Here is a 19,706-nt window from a genome sequence, read left to right on the forward strand (position 1 = left end):
GTCGGGGTTCGGAGACTGAATCGCATGAGCATTAGCTTAACGCGCACACCCGATCTTCGCCCCGGAAACTGACACTGGTGGTCAGCGGTGTGATCTAGCGCAGGAACGCGTCGACGGCGCTGCGGACATCACCCGCGTGCTGCTGCGCCGCCGCATTCGCGCGACCAGCGAGGTCCTGGGCCGCCGCGACCGGATCTTCGGCCCGCGGCAGCTGCGCGGCTTCCGCGCTGAAACGCGCCGCGTCCGCCTGCGCGCCCATGACGGCGCGGTCGAGCAGCTCGCGTGGCTGGGGGCCGTCGACAAGCTGCGGCGCCTTGGGGGAGAACTCCGCGATTTCCTGGTTCAGCGGCGCGAAGTCGGCGCGCGGCGCGGGTTCTGCCGGGGTGAAGGCTTCGTTGACCTGGCCGTCGGGGATGCCGTAGGCGTCCTCAAGTGCGCGATCCACCTGCTGCGAGTTGCCCAGCGGACCGAGGCCGACGATGCTTAGCCCCACAGCCTCGCCGGTGCGCGGGTCGTAATTGATGCCGCCGGAATCGCCCGACTCGTAGCCCACGCCGAAGTGCCACACGAAGTTCTGGGTCCGGAACATCTGAACGCCGCACGAGCGACCCGTGCGCATCCCGTCCTTGCAGATGGGTTGGCCGGCGTTGTCGAAGCTGATCAGCTCGTCGCCGCGCAGGTTGCGGTAGTCCTTCACCCCCGTGATCGCCACCGGCGCGGACGGGCCGCGGCCCTTCTGGTCCACCGACGAGGACACACCGGACGCCCCGGCACCGGGCGCGAGGCGAACCGTCACCCAGTCGGGCTCGTCGATGATGCGGTAGAAGTCCATCAACTCGCCGTTGCCCAGCTCAAACGGGGTGCGTTGCCTATCGACGTCACCCACCCGCGGGTAGCCCACCTTCCCGTTCTCGCGCACCGGGGCGAACACGGTGGGCCGAACGGTTTTGCTTTTAGACTCGAAGCAGTGCGCCGCGGTGACCATCACCTGCTTCGTCTGCCCGTCCGGGGTGCGCACGGTGCCGACCGGGCCCTGGCTGCACCGCGCGGTGTGCTCGAAGGAGTCGGAGTCGTCGTTGAGCATGGCGATCGGCGCGCCGGGGGCTGCGAGCGCGGGGGCTGCGGCGGCGGTGGGGGTGGAGGGGGCTGTGGCGCCGAGGGCACCGAGGGTGACGCAGGCGGCTGTGAGGCTGGCGGCAAGGGTTGCTGCGGGGCGGAGTTTGATCATGACCTCAGACCCTAAACCCTCACCCTCGACGCGGGCTGTCCACCCCGTTCACACCCAGCCCTTCCACTCGCGGATCCAGCTACAAGGATCCGGCTAGTCGGCTCCTGGGGGCGATAAAGGAGGAGCTACTAGCTGGATCCAGCGCCCGAGCAGCGCCCGAGCGGTGCCCGAGCGGCGCCCGAGCGGTGTCCGAGCGGAGCCCGGGCAGCCGAGATGCACCGCGACACGCCCCAAAACCGCACCCGCCCCGGCAAACCCCCGACAGCTGTCCCCATCCGTGGCATGCTTGAAGGCATGGGTAACGGAAAGCTGATTCTCGTTCGCCACGGGCAGAGCGAGTGGAACAAATCGAACCAGTTCACCGGCTGGGTGGACGTGGACCTGACCGAGCAGGGCGAGGCCGAGGCCGTCAACGCCGGCAAGCTGATGGTGGAAAAGGACGTTTTGCCGGACATCCTGTTCACCTCGCTGCTGCGCCGCGCGATCCGCACCGCCAACATCACGTTGAACGCGGCGGATCGCCACTGGATCCCGGTGGAGCGCAACTGGCGTCTCAACGAGCGCCACTACGGCAAGCTGCAGGGCCTGAACAAGGCGGAGATCCGCGACGAGTTCGGCGAGGAGCAGTTCATGGAGTGGCGTCGCTCCTACGACACCCCGCCGCCGGAGATTGACACGGACAACGAGTACGCGCAGACCAACGATCCGCGCTACGCCTTCCTGCCGGAGGTGCCGCGCACCGAGTGCTTGAAGGATGTGGTGGAGCGTTTCCTGCCCTACTACATCGACGTCATCGCGCCGCACGCCATGGCAGGCAAGAACGTCATGGTCGCAGCGCACGGCAACTCGCTGCGTGCGCTGGTGAAGTACCTGGACAATATTTCAGACGAGGACATCGCGGGGTTGAACATCCCAACCGGTATGCCGCTGGTCTACGAGATTGATGAGAACGGCAAGGTGCTCAACCCCGGCGGCACCTACCTGGATCCGGAGGCGGCCGAGGCTGGCGCCGCGGCGGTGGCAAACCAGGGCCAGAAGTAAGCCTCGAAGTACGCTGTGTCGCCGATTCTCGCGTTTCTCGTCGGCGCCGCGCTGACCGTGCCCGCTGTGCTGCTCGGCCAGCGGGCGCTTCGCTGGCGCGCCCGGAACCGGGCTGACGACGGCGGGCAGGACGACACTGTGACCACGGTCAGCCAGGTGCTGCACCTTGTCACGCAGGGTTCGCCCACCGGTATCGCGGTGATCAACCGCAGCGGCAACGTGATGCTGTCCAACGCGCGGGCCCACGACATGTCCATCGTGCACGACGGCAGCGTCAACCCCCGCGTGCTGGAAGTGGCGAAGGAGGTGCTTGAGCAGCAGGAAGAGCTTGTGCTCGACCTGGATTTGCCGCAGCGCACCACCGGCAGCCGCATCCGCAACGTCAGGGCCCTAATTGCGCCGCTGACGTTGACGGACAACTCCTATGCCATCGTATACGGCTCTGACGAGTCCGAGAACGTGCGCATGGAAAACGCGCGCCGCGACTTCGTGGCCAACGTCTCCCACGAGCTGAAGACCCCGGTCGGCGGCATTGCGCTTTTGGCTGAGGCGCTGCTGCAGGACCCCACGGACCCGGAGATGGTGGACTACTTTGGCAACAAGCTGCACAAAGAGGCCCACCGGATGGGGGAGATGATCACGGATCTGATTTCTCTGTCCAAGCTGCAGGGTGCGGAGGCGTTGCCGGACATGGCGCCGGTGCGTGTGGACGACATCGTGGACGACGCGGTGGCGCGCAACCTGGTCGCCGCGGAGAACCACGGTATCGAGCTCAACCGCGGCCAGCGTCTGGGGCTGCGGGTGATGGGGGAGCGGGCGATGCTCACCGTGGCGGTGTCGAATCTGATCACCAACGCGATCAACTATTCCCCGAGCGGGCAGCCGGTGAGTGTGACGCAGAAGCTGGTGCGCGACAACGTGGTGCTGATCCGGGTCACGGACCGCGGGATCGGTATTGCCCCGGAGGATCAGAAGCGGGTGTTTGAGCGGTTCTACCGGGTGGACAAGGCGCGCTCGCGTTCGACGGGTGGCACGGGGCTGGGTTTGGCCATCGTGAAGCATGTGGTGGCGAACCATGGCGGTACCATTACGTTGTGGTCGAGACCTGGGACGGGCTCTACGTTCACTATCGAGCTGCCCCTCTACGACCCCGAAGCCGCCGGCGGAACAGAAAAGGAAGAGTGAAGTGACGACCATTCTCATCGTTGAAGACGAGGAATCGCTGTCTGATCCTTTGGCCTACCTGCTGCGCAAGGAAGGCTTCGAGGCGGTTGTGGCGGCCGACGGCCAGACGGGGCTGGATCTGTTCGCATCCCAGGACATCGATTTGGTGCTGCTAGACCTGATGCTGCCGGGCATGAGCGGCACTGAAGTGTGCAAGAAGCTGCGCGCGGAGTCGTCTGTGCCGATCATCATGGTCACCGCCCGCGACAGCGAGATTGACAAGGTCGTCGGCTTGGAGCTGGGCGCTGACGATTACGTGACTAAGCCGTACTCCACCCGCGAGCTGGTTGCCCGCATTCGCGCGGTGCTGCGCCGCGGTCCGGAGACCGAGGTGGTCGAGGAGGCGGACGAGCAGTTGCTGCAGGGCGGCCGCGTGACCATGGATGTGGAGCGCCACACGGTGCTTGTGGACGGCCAGCCGGTGCCCATGCCGCTGAAAGAATTCGACCTTCTGGAGTACCTGCTGCGTAACGCCGGCCGGGTGCTCACCCGCGGCCAGCTGATCGACCGCATTTGGGGCGCCGATTACGTCGGTGACACCAAAACCCTGGACGTGCACGTCAAGCGCCTGCGCACCAAGATCGAGGCGGAGCCGTCGCGCCCCACCCAACTCGTCACTGTGCGCGGCCTCGGCTACAAATTCGAGACGTAGGGCGCGGCTACCCGCGCGCGGCTTGGGTTGCGGGGTGGGTGGCCCGGAGGTCGTCGCTAAGCTGAGCTCGCTTTTCGCAATGCTTAGCGACGACACCATACGGCCTTTCCCCAATCAGTGCGATGAGCTCGTCTTTCATGGACTGCCAGATAGGTGTGCCGCCGGTGTGGCAGGCGGGGGCAGAGGTGCACCACCAGTCGAAGTCCTCTCCGCCGCCGCCCCACTGACGGCGGTGGTACTCGCCGATGGTGGTGCGCAGTATCTCCTGGCCGTCCGAGCGTTCCTCCCACGCGTCCTCGCGGGAAAACGGCACCTGCCAGCACACCTCCGGCTTGGTGCCCACGATGTTGCGGCCCTCCGCCATGGCGAACTGGTGGAAGGCGCAGCCCGCGCCGGTGGGGTGGCCGGGGCGGTTGGCGAAGATGCAGGCGCCGTCGACGACTTTGGTTTTGATGTGGGGGCCGGCCTCTTCGTCGTCGGGGTCTGGTTCGAGCGCGTCTTCTTCCTCCTCGTCCCATTCCAGCCACGGCTCGAGCCACGTCGGGTCGTTGGCGGCGAAGTAGGCGTCCGTCTCGGCGGGGCGCAGCTGCCAGTACTTCGCTGGCATGTCCTTGACGGCGTTGTAGACGGTGTCGCGGTCTTCCTCGTCCGCGATGTAGGCGCCGTGGATGCAGCAGCCCACAGCCGGGTTGGATTCGTCGATACCGAGGCACTCGGGCGTGCCGAAGCGGCACGACCACGTAGCTTCCGCCCAGGTCAGGTCGATGGAGAAGATGTGGTTCGGATCATCCGGGTGGACGAATTCGAACCATTCGCGCGGGAAATCGGGGCGGGTTTCGCGGCCCGCCAGGATGGAGCGGCCGGCCGGCGAGTCCGCGGGGAAGCCGAGAAAAACGGGTTTCGGGGCTGGTTGATTCACACCTGGACACGGTAGACCCGTTACCCTGGGGTGGTGCGATTAGGTGTATTAGATGTCGGCAGCAACACGATCCATCTCGTGGCGGTCGACGCGTACAGCGGTAGCCGGCCGACGCCGATGAGCGATTGGAAGCAGCCGCTGCGTCTCGTTGAGCTGCTGGACAAAAAGGGCAATATCGAGGACAAGGGCGTGGACAAGCTCGTCGACGCTGTCCAGGAGGCATCCGACCTCGCGGACAACCTCAAGTGCGAGGAGCTCGTGGCGTTCGCCACCTCCGCGGTGCGCTCCGCCACCAACTCCGCAGACGTGCTCAAGCGCGTGGAGAAGAAGACCGGCGTGAAGCTGAACATCCTCTCCGGCGAGGAGGAGGCGCGCCTGACGTTTTTGGCGGCGCGCCGCTGGCACGGCTGGTCCGCAGGTCGCATCACTAACTTCGACATCGGCGGCGGCTCGCTGGAGATCTCCACGGGCACCGAGGAGATGCCGGACCTCGCGGTGTCTCTAGACCTGGGCGCGGGACGCTTGACCCATGAGTGGTTCGACACCGACCCGCCGGAGCGCAAGAAGATCAACATGCTGCGCGACTACATCGACGCGGAGCTCGCCGGGCCTGCCGAGCAGTTCAAGGCGATGGGGGAGACCGGCCTGGCCGTGGGCACGTCCAAGACGTTCCGCTCCCTGGCCCGCCTCACCGGCGCTGCGCCGTCGTCCGCCGGCCCGTTCGTGCAGCGCACCCTTACCGCGCCGGGTCTGCGTCAGCTCATCGCGTTCATCTCCCGCATGACGGCGGCGGATCGCGCGGAGCTCGAGGGCATCAACTCGGACCGCTCCCACCAGATCGTGGCTGGTGCGCTGGTGGCGGAAGCTGCGATGCGTGCGTTGAATGTTGATAAGTTGGAGATCTGCCCGTGGGCTTTGCGCGAGGGTGTGATTCTCAAGCGCATTGACAAGGGGTCTTTGGACGCTGAGCAAGAAGCTAATGAAGGAGACGACAACTAATGGCCGACAAACAGCTCACTGTTGCCGAGCTCCTCGCGCGCGCCGAGAAGGAAAACCCGTCCGGCGCGCGCCGTCCGCGTCGCCGCCGCAGCCTTGAGGACGGCGGCGTTTCCGTCGCCGAGCTGACCGACTCGTTTAAGAAGGTCGACGCCAAGCCCGCTGAGGTGAAGCACTCCAGCGTGCCTATCGACGCACCTTCGGATACCCCCCAAAAGACCCCCACCCAGGCGCCGAAACCCGAGCCGAAGCCGGCCGAACCGGCCGCGTCGAAGGTGGAGCCGAAGCCGGCTGAACCGAAGCCCGCGCCGAAGCCGGCTGAGCAGCCAGCGCCCGCGGGATCTTCGGTCGCGAAGGTGCAGCCAGCCAGCGACGAGACGACGGTGCTGCGCAAGGTCGAGGGCAAAGTCGAGGGCAAGGTCGAGGGCAACGATGAGGGCAAGGCGGAGCCCGTCGCAAAGCAGAAGCTCGCGCAGCCGGACGACACCAACGAGATCCGCACAGTCGACGCGCCGGAGCCCCAGCAGCTGCGCGAGGAACCCCGCGACGCAGAATACGACACCGACTATGAGGTCGAGGAGGCGTCCGTCAACCCGATCCTTTTGGTCCTGCTGGTGTTCTTCGGCGTGCTGCTGGGCGTGCTGGGCTTCCTGGCGTTTAAGTGGCTGTGGGCTAACACGATGGTCGTTGTGGCGGCGCTGGTCGGCGTCGGTGTCGTGGCCGCGGTGGTCGCCGCCGTCGGGGCGATGGCTGGCGGCCGCGACAAAGTGACCATGATCATCGCTGGCCTGGCCGCCGCCGTGGTGGCTTTCGGCCCGGCACTGCTGTAAAACGCCCAACAACATTTGAGGAGCGACATGGAACGCATCGCCGTCATTGGTGCAGGCAACATCGGCGAGGCTTTCATCTCGGGCCTCGTCGCCAATGGGGTGGAGCCGGGCTCCATCACCGCGACGAACAGGTCCTCGGCCCGCAGCGCCGAGCTGGCGGAGCGCTACGGCGTGCGCACCACCTCCGACAACCGTGAGGCCGTGCGCGGCGCCGACGTGGCGCTGCTGTGCGTCAAGCCCGCGCAGATCCTGGGCGTCATCGCGGAGGTCGGCGAGGAGCTGACCGACTCGGGTTCTTCGACCGTGCTGGTCTCCATGGCCGCGGGCGTGACCATCGCCGCGATGGAAGAGGCCGTCTCCGCCGCCGGCACCCCGATCGTGCGTGTAATGCCGAATACGCCGATGCTGGTGGGCAAAGGTGTCCTCGCCGCTGCCTGCGGACGCTTCGTCGGCGAGGAGCAGCGCGAGGCCGTGGTGGAGCTGCTGTCCGCCGCGGGGCAGGTGGTCCAGGTCGACGAATCCCAGATGGACGCCGTGACCGCGATCTCCGGATCCGGTCCCGCGTACTTCTTCCTGGTGGCGGAGGCGCTCGTTGACGCGGGCGTGTCGCTCGGCCTGCCGCGCGACCTGGCCGAGCAGCTCGCCTGTGCGACCGCCGCCGGCGCCGGCGCGATGCTCGAGAGCGAGGACAGCCCCGTGCAGCTGCGGGCGAAGGTCTCCTCGCCGGCAGGCACCACGGTGCGCGCGATCCGCGAGCTGGAAGAGTCCGGCCTGCGCGGCGCGTTCTACCGCGCCACCGAGATCTGCGCGGAGCGCTCGGACGAATTGGGCAAGTAGCCCGAATCCCAACTTTCACACCCGTTTCTGTGGGTTCACTGCCTGCACTTTGAAAATTTTCTTCCACTTAAGTCGCACTCGACGCTGGTTTCACGTTAGGGTGGTTCAAGCACGTGCGTGTTCGTCCTGCGGGAGGGGAAGCCTGCAGCGCGTTTGCGTGCCGAGAGGTATGAATTAAGTGGTTAACGAAGATAAAGGAAAGTTCCTGACGGTCGCCGAGGTCGCGGAGATCATGCGCGTATCCAAGATGACCGTCTACCGCCTCGTCCACTCCGGCGAGCTGCCCGCCGTCCGCGTGGGCCGCTCCTTCCGCGTGAACGAGACGGCAGTGAGCGAGTACCTGGAGTCCTCCGTCTACGACGTGGGATAGTCACCGGTCTCGTTTACAGGACCTCGAGAACACACCCGCCGCGCCGGTTTCCGATGCGGCGGGTGTTTTTGGCCCTGAAAAGCCCTGCCGGTATGCTTTGAACGATCAGGTCGGCCACCCCCTGTGGGAGTGTGCACCTCCCGCGAGCCGCGCAAGCGGTTGCGCCGGCCGCGTACGTACGCACTTTGAACAGGAAAGAGGTAGCCCCATGGGTTCAGTGATTAAGAAGCGCCGCAAGCGCATGTCCAAGAAGAAGCACCGCAAGATGCTCCGCCGCACTCGCGTGCAGCGTCGTAAGCTCGGCAAGTAAGCCGTGCGCTTTCACCCGCCCCATCGAGGGCGGGTTTTTCGTTTCTGAGGCAGATGCTTACTCCTAGATGCTTACCGACCGAGGATGCTTACTTCTAAACGCTTACTTCTCGACGAAACTCCGGCGGCAACCGACGCGTCACTCGAGAAGTAAGCATCCTGGGGTAAGCATCTAGGAGCCAATGGCCCCCGACCCCGCGTCAGGGAGACGCATCCCTCTGGCTACGTAATATGGGCCGTATGATGCCAGTGGAGCCGTGGCCGAGCACCCACCGCTGATCTACAGCCGGTACACCTCGTAGTCGCCTGGAACGCCTGCACCAGGGACGTGTTGTAGACCGAGTTTGAGCGCAAGGCCAATGGACGCTTGATTGGACGGGTCGATGATGGCGACGATGGGCAGCTGTGGAAAACGCTCGCGTGCGCTGGCAATCGCAGCGGCTGCGGCCTCCTTGGCGTAGCCCTTGCCCTGCGATTCGGGTGCGAAACGGTAGTAGAGGTTCAGGACGTCCTCGCCAGCCTCTGCACTGTGGCGTACCCCTGTAAAACCGATGGTCGTGCCGTCGAGCGTGTGCACGGTGTAGTAGCCCAGCTGCTTTTCAATCCAATTCTTTTGCCAAGACTGTGCCAGCTCGACGGCTTCGTCTCTGGTCTTCATGGCCAGCTCGGGTCGGTGCTCGTAGGTGCGGGTGTCGGAATGGATGTCAAAGATGGCGTCGATATCCGTGTCCGCGGGCGCCGACAACCTGAGCCGCGGGGTGCGCAGCGCAAAAGCATTATCCACGGTGAGTCCTCGCCTACCGCTTCCGCCACCACCACAGGCCCGCGCCCGCCAGCACGGCCGGGACCACGCCGGCGCGCACCGCCCGGCGCACGGAGCGGTAGTCGCGCACCGCCCAGCCCTGCGCCTTGGCGTGCTTGCGCAGCGCCCGGTCCGGGTTGACCGCCACCGGCGAGCCGACCATGTCCAGCATGGGCAGGTCGTTGATGCTGTCGGAGTAGGCGGTGCACTTGGACAGGTCCAGCTGCTGCAGCGCCGCCAGGGCTGCCACGGCGTGTTTCTTGCCGGGGCCGTGGAGGATGTCGCCGACGAGGCGGCCGGTGAACTTGCCGTCTTCTTCCTCCGCCACGGTGCCGAGCGCCCCGGTGAATCCGAGCGTTTCGGCGAGTGCCTGGCCGATCTGCACCGGGGTGGCGGACACCAACCACACCTGCTGCCCGGCGGCGAGGTGCATGGAGGCCAGTTCGATGGTGTCGGCGTAGGACTTCTCCAGCATCCGGTTGTCCACGATCTCCCGGCACGCCTCTTTGAGCTCCGCCACGCTCTTGCCCTTCACAATGGCCAGGGCCTGCTCGCGGCCCTCGGCGATGTCGTCGGCGTTTTCGGAGCCGGAGACGCGGTAGCGGATCTGCTTGCGCAGGGCAGGCGCGAGCTCGGACAGGGTGATGAACCGCTTCCGGAACAGACCCTGGGCCAAAAGGATCAGCGAGGAACCCTGGATGAGCGTGTTGTCCACGTCGAAAAACGCGGCCGCCTCGGTGTCCTGGGGGACCTCCGGGTCGGGCGGGGTGATCTTCTGGCGGCCGGCCGTTTCGAAGGCGCCGCCGACGGAGTCCACGCCGAGCGCGAAGTCGTCAATGTTGATGCCGAAGGTCTCTTCCACCGCGGCGGCTGCGGCGGCGCGGCCGGCGGTGCGCTGCGCGTCGTCGTCGAGCGGGGGCATGACGCGCTCTTCAAGGAAGCGGCGCAGGTTGCCCTGGGACTGGGACCACTGCGCGAGGATTTCGCGCTGATCAGACATGGAACTACGGGCCCTTTCGGGTGGGGGTGTTAGCGTGTGCAATCGTACAACGCCCTGGCATATGCACTCACAGGAGGAGCGGGGATGAAAAAGGTGGAACTGATGGTCCGGTCCACGTGCGGTTCGTGCGAGCGGGTGGCGGGCCAGATTGCGCCTGTCGTCGCAAAGCATGGCGTTCAGCTCGCCCTTGTGGACGTGGACCAGGACCCCGAGTTGGCCGCGGAGTACGGCGACCGCGTGCCGGTGGTGGTCATTGACGGCGATGAGTTCGCCTGCTGGGAAGTGGACAACGACGACCTCGACGCGGAGCTGTCCAACTAAAGGACTATCCTTTAGTGTGATTTTCAACCGGACTGGAGGGTTTTGCGTGAGTGTTCTGCTTGTGGGGATGTCGCACAGGTCTGCGCCTGTGGCCCTGCTGGAGCGGCTCAGCATGGACGCGGAGGTCCAAAACGGCACGGCGGGCGCCCTCATCGCGCAGCCGTCGCTGTCTGAGGCGATGATCATCTCCACATGCAATCGCCTGGAGGTCTACACCGTCACCAACGCGTTCCACGCCGGGGTGGAGGACGTGCTGCGAGTGCTTGGCAGCGTCTCCGGGGTCGACGTGGCTGAACTGCGCCGTTACCTGTACGTGCGCTACTCGGACGCGGCCGCGGAGCACATCTTCACCGTGGCATCGGGCCTGGATTCGATGGTGGTGGGCGAGCAGCAGATCATCGGCCAGGTGCGTTCCGCTTACGTCGACGCCGTGGAGCGCGGCACCGTGGGCCCGAACCTCCACTCGCTGGCCCAGGCGGCGCTGCACACCGGCAAGCGCGTCCACTCCGAAACGGGCATCGACGATTCGGGCGCGTCCATGGTCACCGTCGCACTCGAGGAGGCGATGGAGCGAATGCTTGTCGACGACCTCCGGGGCAAAACCGCACTCGTCCTAGGCGCCGGCGCGATGAGCTCGCTAGCCGCAACGCACCTGGGCAAAAAGGGTATAGACAAGCTGGTGTTGACGAACCGCACCCGCGACCGCGCCGAACGCCTGGCAGAGCACTCCCGCGAGGCCGGCGTGCCCGCCGAGGTGGTGGACTTCGCCGACCGCGCCTCGGTGCTGGACCGCGTGGACCTGGTGGTCTCCGCCACCGCCTCCGACGAGTTCACCATCACCCCGACCGACATCCCCGGCCCGCTGGTGCTGGCAGACCTGTCGCTGCCGCGCGACATCGATGATGCCGTGGCAGACATCGACGGCGTGCACCTAGTCAACATCGAGTCCCTGCACGAGAAAATGCGTGGCAGCGACAACGAGGACTCCCGCGCGTTGCGCCGCGCCGAGGAGATCGTGGCGGAAGAGGTGGACACGTTCGGCTCGGAGCAGCGCGTACGCGAGGTGGCCCCGGCGGTGACCCGTCTGCGCCGCAACGCCGCGGAGATTTCCGGCCAGGAACTGCAGCGTCTGCGCACCCGCCTTCCGGAGATGTCCGAGGACGACTTTGATCAGGTCAGCCGCATGGTCAAGCGTGTCGTCGATAAGCTTTTGCATCAGCCGACAGTGAAGATCAAAGAGCTGGCGGCGACGGCGGAAACGGTGAGCGTGGAAGAAGCGGTCACCGAATTGTTCGGGCTGGAAAGCCCCTCCGTGGCGGTGGACGCGCAGAAGCTGCCGCTGCCCGAGGAACTGCACGGCAAGGAGAAGTAGATGTTCAAGATTGGTACACGCGGATCCCACCTGGCCACCACCCAGACCGGGCATGTGCGCGACGCGCTGGGCGAGCACGGCCACCCGGCCGAACTGCAGATCGTGACCACCCCGGGCGACCTGTCCCAGGCGCCTGTGGAGCGCATCGGCGTGGGCGTGTTCACCTCCGCGTTGCGCGACGCGCTATTTAACGGCGAGGTGGACATCGCGGTCCACTCGTTCAAGGACCTGCCCACTGCCGACGAGCCACGCGCCCACATGATCATCCCCACCCGCGAGGACAGCCGCGAAGCACTCATCGCCCGCGACGGACTGACCCTGGCCGAGCTGCCCGAAGGCGCGCGCGTGGGCACCTCCGCGCCGCGCCGCATCTCCCAGCTCAAGGCCATGCGCCCCGACCTGGACATCCGCCCGCTGCGCGGCAACATCGAGCGGCGCATGAGCTACGTCGAAAACGGCGAGCTGGACGCGATCATCCTCGCGTACGCGGGACTGGTGCGCGGCGGCTACGGTGACCGAGCCACCGAGGTCTTTTCTCCCGAGGTGTTCATGCCGGCTCCCGCCCAGGGCGCGCTGGCCGTGGAGTGCCGCTCCGACGACGCCGTGGCGCGCGAGGCGATTGACAAGCTTATCGACGACGCCGCCACCGCCGAATCCACCGCCGAGCGCGCCGTCCTGGCCCGTTTGGAAGCGGGCTGCACCGCGCCGGTGGCCGCCTCGGCGGTGCTCGAAGGCACTAATGTGACCCTGCGCGCCGGCGTGTTCGCCCTGGACGGTTCCCGCCAGCTGGTGGAAGAAGCCCAGGGCACAGACCCGGCCGAGCTGGGGCGCAAGGTCGCCGAGGCGCTGCTCGAGCGCGGCGCCGCCGACGTGATGGAGTAGCGCCGGGGCTAGAGGGGGCGTCTGGGCTCGGGGGTGAATCTGCTGGTTCGCGGATCGTCTAGCAGTCCCTCTCGTGCTGCTAGACGATCCGCGTGCGTGCGAAGCATTTCCCCAGGTGGTATTGGAAATGTGTGTCGGTAGGAACGTCATCGTCTAGCAGGGAGACCGCGCTGCTAGACGATCCGGGGGGCTGAAGGCCCGGGGGAGGCGCCGGGGCCAGAAGGGCGCGGGGGGCTCGCGGCGCGGCAGCCCAAGAAGCACTGGAATGTAGCGCTGGTTTTGTTCTCGGGCTGAAGCATTTTATGGTGGAGATACCATACGTTCAATACCCTCCGCGCAATCGGGTCGGTGGGCCGTATTGAGGCCGATCAACACTGCGAACCCAGCCGCGCGGGGGCGGTTTATTTGTGCCTAGAAGAGATTTCTCCATGACAGAGCCCACTCACACCCCCCAGCCGGGGAAGGTGATCTTCGTTGGTGCTGGACCGGGCAACCCGGAGTTGCTCACGGTTCGCGCCCGCGAGGTAATGGAATCCAATTCTATCGCCCTCGTGGACCCTGAGGTGTCAACGGGGGTCCGAAGCGTCGTCGCGGCGGCGCTGCCAGTGCCGAAAGCCAAGATGGACGCGGCGAACGAGCGCTACGAGCAGATGTGCGCCGAGGCGAAGGCGGCCGGCGCGAGGCGTAAGCCGCCCCGCCCCGAGGACCCGACTGCTGCGGAGTTGCAGGAGGTTGGGCTGGATGGCGGAGTGATCGTCGAGAAGCTGAAGCTCGCACTGAAGGAAGCCGCGGACATTGTGGAGCGCGGCGAGGCTGGCGACGGCGACGTGATCCGCCTGGTCTCCGGCAACCCGCTGACGCGCGACTCCGTGATGGAGGAGATCTCCGCGGTGGCCGCCGAGGGCATGGAGTTCCAGGTGGTGCCGGGGATGTCGCTGCCGTCGACGGTGCCGTCGTTCGCCGGTATCGCGCTGGGTTCGACCTACACGGAAGCCGACCTGAACAACGGCGACGTGGACTGGGACCAGCTCGCCGCCGCGCCGCAGCCGCTGGTGCTGCAGGCGAACCAGGAGCACCTGGCGGAGATGGTGGAGCAGCTCACGCAGCGCGGTTTCCAGGCGTCGACGCCGGTGACGGTGACCACGCGCGGCACCACGCGCCTGCAGCGCACGTTCGACGCGACGCTGGGCACCGTGGGCAAGCTCGACGCGGAGCTGGAGGGCCCGCTGGTGGTCACCCTCGGCAGCGCGGCGGACGACCGTTCGAAGTACTCGTGGTGGGAAAACCGCCCGCTCTACGGCTGGCGTGTGCTCGTGCCGCGCGCGAAGTCGCAGGCAGGGGTGATGAACGCCCGACTGTCGCAGCACGGCGCGATCCCGCAGTCCGTGCCCACGATTTCGCTGGAGCCGCCGCGCAACCCGGCGCAGATGGACCGCGCGATCAAGGGCATCGTGGAGGGCCGCTACCAGTGGATCCTGTTCACCTCGGTCAATGCCGTCGATGCCGTGTGGTCCAAGTTTGCAGAGCTGGGCCTGGACGCACGCTCGTTCGCCGGCGTGCACCTGGGCGCGGTGGGGCAGAAGACCGCCGACGCGCTGATCGCCCGCGGCATGCAGCCGGAGCTCGTGCCGCACCGCACGAAGCAGAACGCGGCTGGGCTGGCGGAGGCGTTCCCGGAGTACGTCGAGGACATCGACCCGGTTTCGCGCGTGCTGCTGCCTCGCGCGGACCTCGGTTCCGATGTGCTGGTGGACGGCCTGCAGGAGAAGGGCTGGGAGGTCGACGACGTGGTCGCCTACCGCACCGTGCGCGCCGCCCCGCCGCCGCCAGAGACGCGTGACATGATCAAGACCGGCGGCTTCGACGCAGTGTGCTTCACGTCCCCGTCGACGGTGAAGAACCTCGTGGGTATTGCGGGCAAACCGCATTCGCGCACGATCATCGCTTGCATCGGCCCGGTCACCGAGGCGGAGGCGCGGGAGCAAGGCTTGCGTGTCGACGTCGTCCCGGAGGTCGCCGACATCCCCCACCTCGTCGACGCCTTGGCGGACCACGTGGCGGGGCTGCGCGCGTCGGGGCAGTTGCCGCCGCCGCGCAAGAAGCGTCGGAAAGCTGCGAAGAGCACCGGCGAGGACACCGCGGCCGCGGCTGGCTAGAAATGCGCCAGCTGGGTCGTGTCGGGTGCGCGTTCTAAGATGTGGCGCATGGCTGATTACGACTTGATTCGACGCCCCCGCCGCTTGCGGCAAACCCCCGCTATCCGTGAGTTTGTCACGGAGACGCGCCTGCACCCGGCCGACTTCATCCTCCCGCTGTTCATCGCCGACGGCATCGACGCTCCGCGGGAGATCCCGTCCATGCCGGGCGTGTACCAGCACACCCCGGAGTCACTGGTGGAGATCTGCCGCGAGGCGCTCGCGCTCGGCGTGAAGTGCGTGGACCTGTTCGGCGTGCCGCGCGAGGAGGACAAGGACGCCACCGGCTCCGTTGCCGTTGCCGACGACGGCGTGCTCAACCGGGCGATTGCGCTGTTGCGCAAGGAGTTCGGCGACGAGCTGATCATCATGGCGGACACCTGCCTGGACGAGTTCACCGACCACGGCCACTGCGGTGTGCTCACCACTGACGCACACGGCAGGGAGGTGGTGGACAACGACCCCACCGTGGAGATCTACTGCGAGATGGCGGTGGCCCAGGCGCGCGCGGGCGCGCACATTGTCAGCCCGTCCGGCATGATGGACGGCCAGATTGAAAAGATTCGCGGGGCGCTTGATCGCGCGGGCTTTGCCGACGTTGCCATCATGGCCTACTCCGCGAAGTACGCCTCCAAGTTCTTCGGGCCGTTCCGCGACGCGGTCGGCTCCTCGCTGAAGGGCGACCGCCGCACCTACCAGCAGGACCCGGCGAACGTGCGCGAGTCGCTTCTGGAGACGGAGCTGGACATCGTCGAAGGCGCGGACTTTGTCATGGTCAAGCCCGCGCTGCCGTACCTGGACGTGCTGGCCAAGATCGCCGAAATGTCCCCGGTGCCAGTGGCCGCCTACCAAGTCTCCGGCGAGTACGCCATGCTCAACGCGGCCGGCCAGAATGGCTGGATCGACTACGAGGAGACAATGATGGAAGCGTTGGTGTCCATCAAGCGCGCCGGCGCAGACCAAATTTTCACCTACTACGCCATCGAGGCAGCAAAGAGGCTCAATGGTTAGCTTGCCGCCAATGAACCCGGGATCGCCGAGCAGGGTGGGACCGGAGGCCGTCGAGAAGCAAAAGGGCTCCATGCCCGAAGCCGTGCGCTACATGCTCGCGGCGTGGGCCGTGATGATCGGCGGGGAGCTTTTGCACCAGATCTTCGCCGTCGCGGCGAGCGTGATCGACCCGTCCGCGCTGCGCGAGGTGGCCAAGGAACGCGCCACCAACGGCGACGGCGAGGTCTCCGAGGCGCTGATGAACGCCAGCGTGTACGGCTCCATTTTCATCATGGCGCTGTTACAACTCGGCGTGATCCTGCTGTTCTTCTTCGCCCTCCGCGCCGTGCAAAAGCAGGCGAAATGGGCGGAAAACGCCCGCCGGCTGCTGCAGATCTTCTCCGTGTTCTTCGCGTTGCGCATGCTCACACTGTTCATGATGGTGCCGGCCTCCACCGCGGTGCCGACGGCGATGTTCGGCATAGATGGCGTGGTCCAGATCATCCTTGGTGTTGCGGGCGTGATGGGCGTGATCTATTCAGTGGATAAGGACTCCGTGGCGTGGACCAAGCCGCCCAAGGGCAAGTCCGGCAGTGCCACGGATTCGGCGGAGGCGCCGGAGGAAAAGGAGAACTAAGCGGTGGCAGGGATGTTCCCGACCATGGTGTCGGACCCGAACGACAGGAACCGGCGCTTCACCGGCGAGGTTGGCCCGGTGTGGCCGAAGCCGCTGAAAATCGGCTACTACCTGTGCCTAATCGCGGCGACGCTGATGTTCGTCATCGCGTTTTTGACCATGGTGGCGGATTCGCCCAAGGACCTGGACGCGGACGTGGAGGGCATCTTCGAGCGCAACCTGCGGATCTACACCTGGGGCAGCATCATCCTCGGCTCCTTGATCACCTCGTGCTGCGCCTACCTGCCAAAAGGCTCGAAGGTGGCGCGCAGCTGGCTGGCCGGGTTTATCGGCCTGGCGGTGTTTTTGCAGCTGGCCAGCTTCTTCGTCGGCGTGGCCGGCTGGGCCGCGTTCCTGGTGGTCGGTGTGCTCGTCTTTGCGCTGTTTTTCGTGTTCCGTCCGGCCGCCAACGCGTTTGTGGATAAGCGCAGCGGCGACGTTTGGGAAGGGGTGGAATGAGCAAGTACGAGGGCGAGGACCTGGAAAAGCTCAGCGCCACCGGGCGCGAAGGCGCCAAGTTGACCCAGCTGAGCGGCGAGGAACTCGACGATTACATTGAGGCCGCCCGCGACGCAGCCAGGGAAGCCGGGGTCGACCCGGCCACTGCCCGTCGTGACTTGGACGGCGAGCTCGTGCGCCCCAATGCCTCCTACGCCTTTGAACTACGCGGGGTGGAGGACGGCCCACAACTGACAGAGATCGAAGACGCCCTCGAATCCCTCGACGGCGTTTCCGCCCGCCTGGTGTACCCCACCCGTATGGCATGGGTGACGGCACCGGCGACCATGCCGCTGCCGCAGCTGATCAAGACCATCGAGGACTTCGGGGTGACCGCGGTGGTCACCGACTCCACCCTGCAGCGCCGCGCCCACGGCCGCTACTGGACGGAACACCCCATGCCGCGGCGCGCCAAGCACCACCGCAAGGAAGAAGCGGCGCACCTTTTGGCCCGCGCCCAGGGCTTCATCCAGAACAAGACCCGCGCGGAGCGCCGCAGCGGCGACGTGTTGTTTACCGCCCGCGACCTGGTCACCCCGGGCAGGCTGTGGCTGGCGGTGATGCTGACTATCCCGGTGCTGTTGCTGACCTACGTGCCCGCCCTCGGGTTCCCGGGCTGGCAGTGGGTGGCGTTCGCGCTGACCACCCCGGTGGCGCTGTGGTGCGCTTCCCCGTTCCACCGCGCGATGGCCGGTGGCGTGCGCCGCGGGCTCTCGGCGCTCGACGGTGCGAGCTCGATCGCCATCTTGGCGTCCTACCTGTGGTCGTTTGCCATGCTGCTGTTCACTGACGCCGGGCGCATCGGCTACCAGTCCAGCGGCACCTGGGTGCCGCTGGACATCGGCAGCGGCCCAGAGCTCTACCTCGAAGTCTCCTGCACGGTGACGACGTTGCTGCTGCTCGGCCGCTTCTTCTCCATGCGGGTGCGCACCAATCTGCTGGACGAGTTGGAGGCGCGCCGCCCGGGCGCGGACTCAATGTACGAGGTCACTCACCGCAAGAAAGGCGGCGGCAGGGAGGAGCTTCCGGCCACGGAGATTATGCGTGGCGACGACGTCCGCGTCCGCGCCGGCCAGGTCATCCCCGTCGACGGGGAAGTAGTCGGTGGATCCGGCGCGATCGGCTGGGAGCTGGTCAACACACACGCCAGCCCGCAGCTGAAGGTGGGCAAGCGCGTTGTGGCGGGCTCCGTGCTGCGCGAGGGCGACATCAAGGTCCGCGCGAGCCGCGTCGGCCACACCACGTTGTTGACCGCGGTGCAGCGCTGGCTGGAGGAGGCCTCGCGCCACCAAAACGCCGCCACGATGGTCTCCACCCGCTCTGCCAGCATGCTCATCCCGGCTGCTTACGCCATTGCTGTGCTGGATTTCGGCCTGTGGCTGCTATTTACCGGCAACATCAACACGGCGGCGTCGACAGCCTTGGCGATTTTGGTGGTGGTCGCCCCGTTCAGCCTCGCCATCTCGCCGGCGCTGGCCATCCGCCAGGGCATCGAGGCGGCGGTGCGAAACGGCGTGCTCATGCGCGACGGCAACGCGCTGCGGGTGCTCTCCCAAGTAGACACCGTCGTGTTCAACCGCGTGGGCACCCTGGTGCTGCCGGAGATGCACGTGGAAACGGTCACTGCCGCGGGCGGGGAGAGTAGCGAGCTGGTGCTTCGCATCGCTGGCGCGCTGTCTGCGGACTCGGACCACCCGGCATCCCGCGCCATTGTGAAGGCGGCCCGCGAGGCGCGCGACGCCCGCTCCGGCGACCCGCGCCTGCCGGACTGGATCGAGGTCGGCGACGACATCATCACCCCCGACGGCGAGTTCGGCGGACGCGTCACGGCCACCTGGGGCTCCGGCGAACACGCCCGCACGCAGACCTTCGACGCCTCGCTGTGGCGACCCACCAACCTGTCCCAGCTCAAGGGCAAGCTGTCGGTGGCAGCCACCACCGGCGGCACCCCGGTCGTGGTGCGTTGGGACGGCAAGGACCGCGGCGTGATCACCTTGTTCGACCCCGCCAAGGAAGACGCCATCCAGGCGGTGGACACCCTGGAATCCATGGGCGTGGAAACGGTGATGCTCTCGCGCGACACCTATCCGGTGGCGCGCCGCTTCGCGGACTTTCTGGGCATCTCCCATGTGCTCGCGGGCATCCGCTCCCAGGAGAAGCCCTCGGCGGTGCGCGCGCTGCACACCCAGGGCGGGATCGTGGCCATGGTGGGCGATTCCACCGTGCTGCCGGTGCTGCGCGTGGCTGACTCCGGCATCCTCTACGCCGGCGACGACCTCTACGGCACCAAGGCGCCCAATTGGAACAGCATCTGCGACGTCGTGCTCGTGCGCAACGACGTCATGGCCGTGCCCCAGGCAGTGGAGCACGCTCGCCGCGTCAACCGCATCGCCGACAGGAACCTGCGCTTCGCCGGCATCTACAACGCGGCCGCCATCATCCTCGCCGCCGCCGGCGTGCTGCCGCCGGTGGGCGCGACCTTGCTCATGCTGGGAAGTTCCCTGCTCGTGGAGTACAGCTCGCGGCGCGCCAGCCGGTTCCGGGTTCAGGGCCTGCGCCGGTAG

The 19,706-nt window shown here is 66.6% G+C and carries 20 protein-coding genes; 16 read left to right on the forward strand and 4 right to left on the reverse strand.

Annotated features, from left to right (window positions below; translation table 11 throughout):
* Window positions 1-94 precede the first annotated feature (94 nt).
* Entirely contained in the window at window positions 95-1,228 is a 1,134-nt protein-coding gene (locus QP996_RS05475; protein WP_284871625.1) for a chymotrypsin family serine protease, read from the reverse strand.
* 294 nt (window positions 1,229-1,522) lie between these two features.
* Between QP996_RS05475 and QP996_RS05480 the strand changes: the two genes are divergently transcribed.
* From QP996_RS05480 to QP996_RS05490, 3 genes are read left to right on the forward strand one after another with little or no spacing between them, the layout of a single operon-like run.
* On the forward strand, window positions 1,523-2,269 hold the full coding sequence (locus QP996_RS05480; RefSeq protein ID WP_284871626.1) for a phosphoglyceromutase: 747 nt from the start codon (window positions 1,523-1,525) through the stop codon (window positions 2,267-2,269).
* A 15-nt stretch (window positions 2,270-2,284) separates the two neighbouring features.
* Window positions 2,285-3,454, forward strand: a complete 1,170-nt coding sequence (locus tag QP996_RS05485; RefSeq protein ID WP_284871627.1) for a sensor histidine kinase — start codon at window positions 2,285-2,287, stop codon at window positions 3,452-3,454.
* A 1-nt stretch (window position 3,455) separates the two neighbouring features.
* A complete protein-coding gene (locus tag QP996_RS05490; RefSeq protein WP_284871628.1) occupies window positions 3,456-4,145 on the forward strand; it encodes a response regulator in 690 nt (229 codons plus the stop codon).
* A 7-nt stretch (window positions 4,146-4,152) separates the two neighbouring features.
* Here the strand turns inward: QP996_RS05490 and QP996_RS05495 are convergent, their stop codons facing one another.
* Window positions 4,153-5,064, reverse strand: coding sequence for a DUF3109 family protein (locus QP996_RS05495; protein WP_284871629.1), 912 nt, complete (start codon window positions 5,062-5,064; stop codon window positions 4,153-4,155).
* A gap of 33 nt (window positions 5,065-5,097) precedes the next feature.
* On the opposite strand from QP996_RS05495, the gene QP996_RS05500 reads away from it, so the two are divergent.
* From QP996_RS05500 to QP996_RS05520, 5 genes are all read left to right on the forward strand, one after another.
* Window positions 5,098-6,063 (forward strand): Ppx/GppA family phosphatase, encoded by a 966-nt coding sequence (locus QP996_RS05500; protein ID WP_284871630.1) that lies wholly within the window; start codon window positions 5,098-5,100, stop codon window positions 6,061-6,063.
* Entirely contained in the window at window positions 6,063-6,890 is an 828-nt protein-coding gene (locus tag QP996_RS05505; protein WP_284871631.1) for a hypothetical protein, read from the forward strand. The genes QP996_RS05500 and QP996_RS05505 overlap by 1 nt, the downstream gene beginning before the upstream one ends.
* A 15-nt stretch (window positions 6,891-6,905) precedes the next feature.
* Window positions 6,906-7,727, forward strand: a complete 822-nt coding sequence (proC, locus tag QP996_RS05510; RefSeq protein ID WP_350309510.1) for a pyrroline-5-carboxylate reductase — start codon at window positions 6,906-6,908, stop codon at window positions 7,725-7,727.
* A gap of 178 nt (window positions 7,728-7,905) precedes the next feature.
* Entirely contained in the window at window positions 7,906-8,097 is a 192-nt protein-coding gene (locus QP996_RS05515) for a helix-turn-helix domain-containing protein (protein ID WP_034997092.1), read from the forward strand.
* Between the two features lie 208 nt (window positions 8,098-8,305).
* A complete protein-coding gene (locus tag QP996_RS05520) occupies window positions 8,306-8,407 on the forward strand; it encodes a 30S ribosomal protein bS22 (protein ID WP_003855542.1) in 102 nt (33 codons plus the stop codon).
* Between the two features lie 279 nt (window positions 8,408-8,686).
* On the opposite strand, the gene QP996_RS05525 is transcribed toward QP996_RS05520, so the two are convergent.
* Window positions 8,687-9,190 carry a GNAT family N-acetyltransferase gene (locus QP996_RS05525; RefSeq protein ID WP_284871633.1) on the reverse strand — a complete coding sequence of 168 codons (504 nt, stop codon included), beginning with the start codon at window positions 9,188-9,190 and terminating at the stop codon, window positions 8,687-8,689.
* A gap of 13 nt (window positions 9,191-9,203) precedes the next feature.
* Window positions 9,204-10,208, reverse strand: coding sequence for an HAD family hydrolase (locus tag QP996_RS05530; RefSeq protein WP_284871634.1), 1,005 nt, complete (start codon window positions 10,206-10,208; stop codon window positions 9,204-9,206).
* Window positions 10,209-10,292: 84 nt separating this feature from the next.
* Between QP996_RS05530 and QP996_RS05535 the strand changes: the two genes are divergently transcribed.
* The 8 genes from QP996_RS05535 to QP996_RS05570 all read left to right on the forward strand — a co-directional run bounded on the left by QP996_RS05535 (window position 10,293) and on the right by QP996_RS05570 (window position 19,706).
* Window positions 10,293-10,529, forward strand: coding sequence for a glutaredoxin family protein (locus QP996_RS05535; RefSeq protein ID WP_284871635.1), 237 nt, complete (start codon window positions 10,293-10,295; stop codon window positions 10,527-10,529).
* Window positions 10,530-10,575: 46 nt separating this feature from the next.
* Window positions 10,576-11,901, forward strand: coding sequence for a glutamyl-tRNA reductase (locus QP996_RS05540; RefSeq protein WP_284871636.1), 1,326 nt, complete (start codon window positions 10,576-10,578; stop codon window positions 11,899-11,901).
* Entirely contained in the window at window positions 11,902-12,783 is an 882-nt protein-coding gene (gene hemC, locus QP996_RS05545; protein ID WP_284871637.1) for a hydroxymethylbilane synthase, read from the forward strand.
* Between the two features lie 428 nt (window positions 12,784-13,211).
* Window positions 13,212-14,939 (forward strand): uroporphyrinogen-III synthase, encoded by a 1,728-nt coding sequence (locus tag QP996_RS05550; RefSeq protein WP_284871638.1) that lies wholly within the window; start codon window positions 13,212-13,214, stop codon window positions 14,937-14,939.
* 48 nt (window positions 14,940-14,987) lie between these two features.
* Window positions 14,988-15,989: a porphobilinogen synthase gene (hemB, locus tag QP996_RS05555; protein ID WP_502870116.1), complete on the forward strand. Its 1,002-nt coding sequence runs from the start codon at window positions 14,988-14,990 to the stop codon at window positions 15,987-15,989.
* 10 nt (window positions 15,990-15,999) lie between these two features.
* On the forward strand, window positions 16,000-16,605 hold the full coding sequence (locus QP996_RS05560) for a hypothetical protein (protein ID WP_284871640.1): 606 nt from the start codon (window positions 16,000-16,002) through the stop codon (window positions 16,603-16,605).
* 3 nt (window positions 16,606-16,608) lie between these two features.
* Window positions 16,609-17,103 carry a hypothetical protein gene (locus tag QP996_RS05565; protein WP_284871641.1) on the forward strand — a complete coding sequence of 165 codons (495 nt, stop codon included), beginning with the start codon at window positions 16,609-16,611 and terminating at the stop codon, window positions 17,101-17,103.
* Window positions 17,100-19,706 carry a heavy metal translocating P-type ATPase gene (locus QP996_RS05570; RefSeq protein WP_284871642.1) on the forward strand — a complete coding sequence of 869 codons (2,607 nt, stop codon included), beginning with the start codon at window positions 17,100-17,102 and terminating at the stop codon, window positions 19,704-19,706. The genes QP996_RS05565 and QP996_RS05570 overlap by 4 nt, the downstream gene beginning before the upstream one ends.

Source organism: Corynebacterium sp. MSK008, assembly GCF_030232585.1.
Lineage (GTDB): Bacteria > Actinomycetota > Actinomycetes > Mycobacteriales > Mycobacteriaceae > Corynebacterium.